General features: G+C 68.2%; 2 protein-coding genes and 1 pseudogene. 2 read left to right on the forward strand and 1 reads right to left on the reverse strand.

Annotated elements, in window-relative coordinates:
- Positions 1-357: 357 nt before the first annotated feature.
- Positions 358-573: a DUF5988 family protein gene (locus ABT300_RS43205; RefSeq protein ID WP_351688424.1), complete on the forward strand. Its 216-nt coding sequence runs from the start codon at positions 358-360 to the stop codon at positions 571-573.
- 708 nt (positions 574-1281) lie between these two features.
- Positions 1282-1458: pseudogene (locus ABT300_RS43210) on the forward strand (IS5/IS1182 family transposase); the annotation flags it as partial.
- A gap of 10 nt (positions 1459-1468) precedes the next feature.
- Here the strand turns inward: ABT300_RS43210 and ABT300_RS43215 are convergent.
- Positions 1469-1864 (reverse strand): hypothetical protein, encoded by a 396-nt coding sequence (locus ABT300_RS43215; RefSeq protein WP_351688427.1) that lies wholly within the window; start codon positions 1862-1864, stop codon positions 1469-1471.
- Positions 1865-2368: the final 504 nt, after the last annotated feature.

The raw sequence follows: 2368 nt of genomic DNA on the forward strand, positions 1-2368 counted from the left end.
CGGCAGGGCAGATGTGATCCCCGAGCCCCACCGCAGTCCTCGACGTCTCACGGCCAACCATGCACGAGCTCGTTAGCGCGAACCACACACCCACCCACCGCCCGGCTCGACCAACTCCCCGGAGACCACGCCGGAGCATCCGGCGCCACACGCTGGAACAACTCCCGCAAACCGTCCGGCACCAGACGCCCCACCATCGCCATCACGGCCGCCAGCCTAGTGATAAACCCAGTTTAGACGGTTCCTTAAGAACCGGTTTAGGACCCCCTCCTATCCTGCTCACACCACAACACCCCCACAGCCAAAGCAAACCGACACCCCACCCGCACCCGCGCCCGCACCCATAGGAGACACCCCATGAACCAACCCAACGCCATACTCAAAGGCGGACCCGCCTTCCAACTCACCGACGAAGACCGCATCCGCTACATCGCCGACACCACCGCCAAAATCAAACTCCTCAAAGGCAACCGCTACGAACACTTCGAACCCACCCACACCACCGTCGCCCACGACAACGACCAACAACTCCACGTCTACACCTGGACCGGCTACACCTGCGTCGCCGAATAAGACACCCCAGCACACGCGGACACCGAACGCCGCCACGACCAACACACCGCAGCTCATGCTGGAAACCGAAACAACGGAACGGGCCACCCCCGGCCGAACCCCCCGCACCGCACTCCCCGACAACACCCCTCACCTCATGGCGGAAAGCCCGCCCGGCGACGCGACCGCAAACCCGACCAACGACCGCACCCGACACTGACACACCCCACCCACCCCCACCCGCAGCGCCCACGACACCACTGCCCACACCCCCACCGCTCCGCCAGCGGCGCCCCGCCGAAGACTCCCGGCCCTCTCACCGGAGCACCGACCCCGCCGGGGAACTCGCTCACACGCCCCGGCAACCCACCTCTGCGCAGGCTTCCCCACCTGGCTGGAGGCAGACACCACGAGGTCCGGCCCGACCCCCAGCGGGCAACGCACACGTACGGCCGAGCCGGCCGCGAACCGGCCCGACGAGCCTCCACCGCGGCAGCCGTAGACGCGACACAACCGGCGGCCCCAGCCGGCCGGCACATCCAGACGCACGACAGCGGGCGACGCCCACCGCCACCCCGATCCAGGCCCGGCACGCCGACACCCCGCACCGCCGCCAAGCATCCCTCGGCGGCCCCGGGCCGCGCTGCGCGCTTGCAGCCGTCACACACATGCGGGCAGGAGCCCTTCGAGTTCCCAGTCCTTCGCCTGCCCTTGCACCGCCCTCCACGGGGCGGCCGCCCCGCGGGGTTCGACAAGACGATCTACCGCCGCCGCAACGAAGTGGAGCGGACTGTCAACCGGCTCAAGAACTTCCGAGCCATCGCCACGCGCTACGACACGAGGGCCTACGTCTTCCAAGGGACGGTCAACGTGGCCGCGATCCGCCTATGGCTCCGTCCGCAATGAAGCGCCCCGATCAGAGATCCTTGGCACCCGGGTAGCGGTGGCGAAGTTCGCTGAGTACGCGCTCGTCGACAGCCCTGGCGTCCCACCACGAACTGTCGCATTCGGTCAGGACGAGCACCAGCTTGTCCCCGGCGAACCCGCAGGCTTCGGCATCGATCAACTGAAGGAAGGGGGTCGTCAACGACAACAGTGTCAACGTGTCCATGCGGGCGCCGACGGACCGGCTCGCCATCTCGACACAGCGAGGATCGACAATCTCGTCGAATTCGACGCGCCACGTCAGGTCCAGGCCGAAGCTGCCAAGCCGAACCAGTAGCTCAGCCAGGGTCACGTAGTGCTTTCCCTGCCAGGCAGGAAACGTGATCCCCTTCATCCCCGCCTCTGCTTCGGCTGTATCGCGCGACATGCGGCCCCCTTCGTTCAGCGAACACTAGGCCACAGCCCTGATCAGCTCACAGGACCCATCGGACAGCCCCTAGGTTCTGTCTGAGAAAGGTGGGCAGCCGGAGCAGGGCGTTGCGCAGGAGGGGCCGCAGCACCGCGGGGAGCAGGCGGCGGCGCAGCAGGTGTGTCCGCCCGGCCCCGAGCGCGACGGACGCGGCGATGTGACCGCTCGCGCGTTCCTGTTCGGCCCCTTCAGGGAGGGGGCCTTACCAAAGAGTGACTTGGCGGGGTCCGGGTCGACGGAGCGGATGCGGCCGCGGACGACGGTGGAGTCGGCGACGCAGACGATGGCCTTGACCCTCGCACGGCAGGGCTGGCGCGATGGGCTACCCGTCGCGGTCGGCTTCCGACTGAACGTCGTCGTCGCGTTCGGGGGCCGGCCCATTCGGCGGCTCAGGTCGTCACAGTAGGGGCACGGCGGTACTTGGCGCCGCCGCTGGAGGGGGCCCTTGCGCAAGGCGCGCAC

Source organism: Streptomyces sp. NPDC001027, assembly GCF_040299045.1.
In the GTDB taxonomy this organism is placed as follows: domain Bacteria; phylum Actinomycetota; class Actinomycetes; order Streptomycetales; family Streptomycetaceae; genus Streptomyces.